This window comes from Kluyvera sp. Awk 3 (genome assembly GCF_028069715.1).
Classification (GTDB): Bacteria; Pseudomonadota; Gammaproteobacteria; order Enterobacterales; family Enterobacteriaceae; genus Kluyvera; species Kluyvera georgiana_A.
Genome location: NZ_JANEWH010000195.1, coordinates 1 through 6,660, shown reverse-complemented (window position 1 = coordinate 6,660; position 6,660 = coordinate 1). Strand labels below are relative to the sequence as shown.

Below are 6,660 nucleotides of genomic sequence, written 5' to 3'. Positions count from 1 at the left end.
CGCTTTTTCTTATCGCACAGAGCGGATGTGTGATAATTTCGTTATGATATTTTTTAGCCGTCCAGATAGCTGTTGTTTTGGATAAAAAATGTGCTATGGCTTAAGTGATTTTCTGACTGCAATAAAAATGTGGATGATTTTTGTTCGAGGTTATTACCGGGAAATGTGATGTAACAAACTGCGCGAGGCAGGGGCTTGAAGTTTAGGTTTGTTAAAATTAATAAAGATTTCTTTACATGTGCAGGTAAAAAAAGGCCAGCTCGAGCGGCTGGCCTTGAGGATGAAACGGTTTTAGAAGCTGGCGTTGCGTGGCGTTCTTGGGAACGGAATTACGTCGCGAACGTTCTGCACACCAGTGACGTAGGCGATTAGACGTTCAAAGCCCAGACCGAAGCCTGAGTGCGGCACAGTACCGTAGCGACGCAGGTCGCGATACCACCAGTAGTCTTCTTTATTCAGACCCATTTCGGCCATACGCGCATCAAGCACGTCCAGACGCTCTTCACGCTGAGAACCACCGATAATCTCGCCAATGCCCGGCGCCAGTACGTCCATGGCGGCAACGGTTTTGCCATCGTCGTTCAGACGCATATAGAAGGCTTTGATCTCTTTCGGATAGTTTTTCACCACCACCGGCGCTTTGAAGTGCTCTTCAGCCAGATAGCGTTCGTGTTCAGAAGAGAGGTCTACGCCCCAGTAAACCGGGTTTTCAAACTGTTTGCCACAGTTTTCCAGAATGGTGACCGCGTCGGTGTAATCAACCTGCGCGAAGTCGGCGGAAACGAAACGTTCCAGACGATCGATAGCATCTTTATCTACACGCTCGGCGAAGAACTTCATGTCGTCCGCACGTTCTTCAAGAACGGCTTTAAAGACGTACTTCAGCATCGCTTCTGCCAGACGGGCGTTATCTTCCAGATCGGCAAACGCCACTTCCGGCTCCAGCATCCAGAATTCCGCCAGGTGACGGCTGGTGTTGGAGTTTTCCGCGCGGAAGGTAGGGCCAAAGGTGTAGATCTTCGACAGCGCGCAGGCATAGGTTTCACCGTTCAACTGACCGGAAACGGTCAGGAAGGCTTCTTTGCCAAAGAAATCTTTGTCGTAATCCACTTTGCCTTGATCGTTACGCGGCAGGTTTTCCATATCCAGCGTAGACACGCGGAACATTTCGCCAGCACCTTCAGTATCGGAAGCGGTAATCAGCGGGGTGGAAACCCAGAAGAAGCCCTGCTCGTCGAAGAAACGGTGCAGCGCCTGCGCCAGCGTGTGGCGAACGCGGGCAACCGCGCCAATCAGGTTGGTACGCGGACGCATATGCGCCACTTCACGCAGATACTCGATGCTGTGGCGTTTTGCCGCCATCGGGTAGGTATCCGGATCTTCAACCCAGCCGGTGACTTCCACGTGAGAGGCCTGGATTTCAAAGCTCTGGCCCTGACCCTGAGACGCCACGACTTTACCGGTGACGATCACCGAGCAGCCGGTGGTCAGACGCAGGACTTCGTCATTGTAATTGGGCAGAGAATTATTAATAACGGCCTGTACAGGATCAAAGCAGGAACCGTCATAGACGGCCAGGAAGGAAAAGCCAGCTTTTGAATCTCGGCGGGTACGTACCCAGCCGCGCACGGTGACTTCGCTGTCAACGGCTACGCGGCCCTGGAGTACGTCGGCTACAGGCACAACGCTCATAATAGTCTCTCTATTCGTAGTCCAATAAAAAAATCGTTTTTCCCCGGAACGGCGGGGGGATATCTATGTTACCTGTCATCTTCCATCAGACAAGTAGAATTCGCATAAGGAAGGGGTGTTTTAAGAAATAAATAAAGAAGAAGGGAGCCGCCTGGGCTCCCTCTGGTGATTAACTGGCCTTTTTGATCTGCGGGAGATCAAATGCTTTACGTAATGCGCGAACAAATGCTTTATCGTGGCAAATGGTTTTCCCCGGGCTGTCGGAGAGTTTCGCCACCGGTTTGCCGTTGCACTCAACCAGCTTGATAACGATATTGAGCGGTTTAACCTGTGGGATATCGCAGGTTAAACGCGTGCCAATACCAAAGCTGAGATTGATGCGCGGTGAAAAGTGGCGGTACAGCTCAACGGCTTTCGGCAGATCGAGATTGTCGGAAAACACCAGCACTTTCTCGCGCGGGTCGATACCGAGCTTTTGATAATGTTTGATCGCCTTCTCGCCCCACTCAAACGGGTCGCCGGAGTCGTGGCGCAGACCCTGATAACGGGTGGCGAATTCCGGGCCGAAGTCGCGCAGGAACGCATCCATGGTGATGCAGTCGGTCAGTGCGATGCCGAGCCGGTCCGGGTATTCTTCCAGCCAGGCCGCCAGCGCCGCGCGCTGACTGGTCGCCAGATCCGGGCTGATTTGCTGATGCGCCTGGAACCACTCGTGTGCCTGGGTGCCCATGGGCGTTAGGGTCAGGCGACGCGCCAGATCGTAGTTGCTGGTGCCAACAAACCACGGCTCCTGACGGAGACGACTGACAATGGCTTCCTGAACCTCGCGAGAAAAGCGGCGACGGGTGCCGAAGTCCATCAGTTTGAAAGCGGACATATCCAGGTCAGCCGTCAACTGATTAAAGTCGGAAAGCTTCTGTTCCAACATTTCCAGCGCCTGCGGCACCCCGTTTTCCGGCGAACGGTAGCGGTGAACCAGTTCGCTGATCACCGCCAGCAGCGGCACTTCCCACATGATGACTTCACGCCACGGACCTTCAAGGCGGATATTCAGCTTACCGTTATCGTTTGTTACGGTGACCTGTTGTGGATCGTAGCGGAAATCACGCAGCCAGTTCAGGTAGTCCTGCTTAAAGAAAGGCAGACCGGACAGCCAGTGGTATTCATCATCACGCAGGGTGAGTGAACGCATGGCTTCGACTTGTTCGCGAATGGCGTCAGCATAAATGCCCAGCAGATCGTCACCACGGCAGCGGAATTCCGCCGCGACGTTAACGTCGTAGTAGTGGTGGAAAACGGCCTGCTGCATATGCAGTTTGTAGGCATCTGTATCCAGCAACGAGTGCAGAACAGGAGAAGCGAATTGTGTCATGGTGCGCAGTAGCATCCTCTCACAGGAGCGTTTAGTACAATAAACAACAGGGGAGAATGGCTGGAGTATACCTTGTTTAACGATTTATTGAACCCCGATCACACGTTATGGCACGAAGCGCCACTCCGGCGTTTTGTGCGGCATGTTGCGTAAATGTATCTATTTTCCCTATTTGACTGGAAAAGATGAAGATTCTGCATAGCGCGTTTAACACAACAGGAATAGACTGGAGGTGACATTTACAAAAGATGCTAAAGGTTTTTTATGACACAACAGCCCCAAGCCAAGTACCGCCACGATTACCGTGCGCCGGACTACCTGATTAGTGATATCGACCTGGCCTTTGACCTGGATGCCGCAAAAACCGTTGTGACCGCGGAAAGCCAGGTTTCCCGTCACGCAGCGTCTGATGTGCCGTTACGCCTGAACGGCGAGGACCTCACGCTGGTCTCCATTCATGTTAACGGTGCGCCGTGGGCCGACTATAAAGAAGAAGATAACCAGCTGGTCATCTCTGGCCTGCCTGAGCGTTTTACGCTGAAGATTGTCAATGAAATCAGCCCGGCGGCGAATACTGCGCTGGAAGGGTTGTATCAATCAGGTGAAGCGCTGTGTACTCAATGTGAGGCCGAAGGCTTCCGCCATATTACCTGGTATCTCGACCGCCCGGACGTGCTGGCGCGTTTTACCACTAAAATTACCGCCGATAAGAGCAAATATCCGTTCCTGCTGTCCAACGGCAACCGTATTGCCGAAGGCGAGCTGGATAACGGGCGTCACTGGGTACAGTGGCAGGATCCGTTCCCGAAGCCGTGCTACCTGTTTGCGCTGGTGGCGGGCGATTTCGACGTGCTGCGCGATACCTTCAAAACCCGTTCCGGGCGCGAAGTGGCGCTGGAACTGTTCGTTGACCGTGGCAACCTCGACCGCGCGCCGTGGGCAATGACCTCGCTGAAAAATTCCATGAAGTGGGATGAAGAGCGCTTTGGTCTCGAATACGACCTCGACATCTATATGATCGTTGCCGTCGACTTCTTTAATATGGGGGCGATGGAGAATAAAGGGCTGAACGTCTTTAACTCCAAATATGTGCTGGCGCGTACCGATACCGCGACGGATAAAGATTATCTCGATATTGAACGCGTCATTGGTCACGAGTATTTCCATAACTGGACCGGTAACCGCGTGACCTGCCGCGACTGGTTCCAGTTAAGCCTGAAAGAAGGCCTGACCGTGTTCCGCGATCAGGAATTCAGCTCCGACCTGGGTTCCCGCGCGGTTAACCGCATCAGCAATGTGCGCACCATGCGCGGCTTGCAGTTTGCTGAAGACGCGAGTCCGATGGCGCACCCAATCCGTCCGGACAAAGTTATTGAAATGAATAACTTCTATACCCTGACGGTGTATGAAAAAGGGGCGGAAGTCATTCGTATGCTGCACACGCTGCTGGGCGAAGAGAACTTCCAGAAAGGGATGCAGCTGTACTTTGAGCGCCACGATGGCAGCGCCGCCACCTGTGACGACTTCGTCCAGGCGATGGAAGATGCCTCCAACATCGACCTCTCTCATTTCCGCCGCTGGTACAGCCAGGCCGGTACGCCGATTGTCAGCGTGCACGACGACTATAATCCGGAAACCGAGCAGTACACCTTAACCATCCGCCAGCGTACGCCAGCCACGGCCGAGCAGGAGGAGAAATACCCGCTGCACATTCCGTTCGATATCGAACTGTACGATAACGAAGGTAAAGTGATCCCACTGCAGAAAGATGGCCATCCGGTACACCACGTGCTAAACGTGACCCAGGCCGAGCAGACGTTTGTGTTCGATAACGTTTACTTCCAGCCGGTGCCGTCGCTGCTGCGTGAATTCTCCGCGCCGGTGAAGCTGGAATATAAATGGAGCGATCAGCAACTCACCTTCCTGATGCGCCATGCGCGTAATGATTTTTCTCGTTGGGACGCCGCGCAAAGCCTGCTGGCAACCTACATTAAGCTGAACGTGGCTCGTCATCAGCAGGGTCAACCGCTGTCGCTGCCGATTCACGTGGCCGACGCGTTCCGCGCTATTCTGCTGGATGAGAAGATTGATCCGGCGCTGGCCGCGGAAATTCTGACTCTGCCATCCGCCAGCGAAATTGCTGAACTGTTTGAGAGCATTGATCCGATCGCCATTGCCGCAGTGCGCGAAGCGCTGACCCGCACGCTGGCTACCGAGCTGGCGGACGAATGTCTGGCGGTGTACAACGCCAATAAACTCGACAGCTATCGCGTTGAGCATGCGGACATCGGCAAGCGCGCGCTGCGCAATACCTGCCTGCGCTATCTGGCGTTTGGCGATCGCGAGCTGGGTAACAAGCTGGTGAGCGAGCAATACCATAACGCCGACAACATGACCGATGCGCTGGCCGCACTGTCTGCAGCCGTCGCGGCGGAGCTACCGTGCCGTGACGCGCTGATGCAGGAGTACGACGACAAGTGGCATCATGATGGTCTGGTGATGGATAAATGGCTGATTCTGCAAGCGACCAGTCCGGCAGATGACGTGCTGGCGACAGTGCGTAAGCTGCTGAACCATCGCTCATTCAGCATGAATAACCCGAACCGCATTCGCTCGCTCATTGGCGCCTTTGCCGGCAGCAACCCGGCGGCGTTCCATGCGGAAGACGGCAGCGGTTACCAGTTCCTGGTTGAAATGTTGACCGAACTGAACAGCAAAAACCCGCAGGTGGCTTCGCGTTTGATTGAGCCGCTGATCCGCCTGAAACGCTATGATGCAAAACGTCAGGCGCTGATGCGTTCTGCGCTGGAGCAGTTGAAGGGGCTGGAGAATCTCTCCGGAGATCTGTACGAGAAGATTGCTAAAGCATTAGCCTGATCGTCACCCGGACGAGGCGTTTATGCCGACTCCGGGGCATATGTGGTTTCCCCGCCGTTGCGGGCGGGCTTTATGTAAACAAAAACGCCGCGGGATTTTCCCTGCGGCGTTTTTTTTATCAAACATGCGCGGTCTGTCGTACTGCGCTTAACGTGGGAACCTGGATGTCTCGTCGGTGTAGCGCCTGCCAGAAGGTCTCCAGCGCGCTGTCCAGACGCGTGTGCAGATTTGGGCTGAACTGCGGCTTATGTTGATAATCGGTGACCTGGCTGTCATCGGCAAACACACCCTGCAAAATCTCTTGTGCTTTCAGCGCATTGAGAACCGGCTTAAGGGCATAATCGACCGCTAACATATGGGCGACGGTGCCGCCGGTCGCCAGGGGTAAAACCACTTTTCCTTCCAGCGCACGCTCCGGCAGTAAATCGAGCAGCGCTTTTAACGCACCGGCGAAAGAGGCCTTATACACCGGCGTGGCGATGATTAAACCATCGGCATGAACCAGTTGCTCGGTCAGCGTTTGCAGTGCTGGACTGTCGAAACGCGCGTGGAAAAGATCCTCCGGCGCAAAATTCTGCAAATGCCAATGGAACACTTCCACATCCGCCGCGGAAAGTTTCTCACGAGCATACTCCAGCAGAGCGCTGGAACGAGAGGGGAAACGCGGGCTGCCGGCTAAAGTAATGACGCGCATGTTCACTCCTTATAACTAAAAATAC

The 6,660-nt window shown here is 54.2% G+C and carries 4 protein-coding genes; 1 reads left to right on the top strand and 3 read right to left on the bottom strand.

Annotation, left to right across the window (positions count from 1 at the left end):
• Nucleotides 1-291: 291 nt before the first annotated feature.
• Nucleotides 292-1,692, bottom strand: a complete 1,401-nt coding sequence (asnS, locus tag NNN71_RS23140; protein ID WP_163448533.1) for an asparagine--tRNA ligase — start codon at nt 1,690-1,692, stop codon at nt 292-294.
• Nucleotides 1,693-1,861: 169 nt separating this feature from the next.
• Nucleotides 1,862-3,064, bottom strand: a complete 1,203-nt coding sequence (gene pncB / locus NNN71_RS23135; RefSeq protein WP_167576286.1) for a nicotinate phosphoribosyltransferase — start codon at nt 3,062-3,064, stop codon at nt 1,862-1,864.
• A gap of 264 nt (nt 3,065-3,328) precedes the next feature.
• Between pncB and pepN the strand changes: the two genes are divergently transcribed.
• Nucleotides 3,329-5,941, top strand: coding sequence for an aminopeptidase N (gene pepN / locus NNN71_RS23130; protein ID WP_271459450.1), 2,613 nt, complete (start codon nt 3,329-3,331; stop codon nt 5,939-5,941).
• Nucleotides 5,942-6,059: 118 nt separating this feature from the next.
• On the opposite strand, the gene ssuE is transcribed toward pepN, so the two are convergent.
• On the bottom strand, nt 6,060-6,635 hold the full coding sequence (gene ssuE, locus NNN71_RS23125; protein ID WP_271459449.1) for an NADPH-dependent FMN reductase: 576 nt from the start codon (nt 6,633-6,635) through the stop codon (nt 6,060-6,062).
• Nucleotides 6,636-6,660 lie beyond the last annotated feature (25 nt).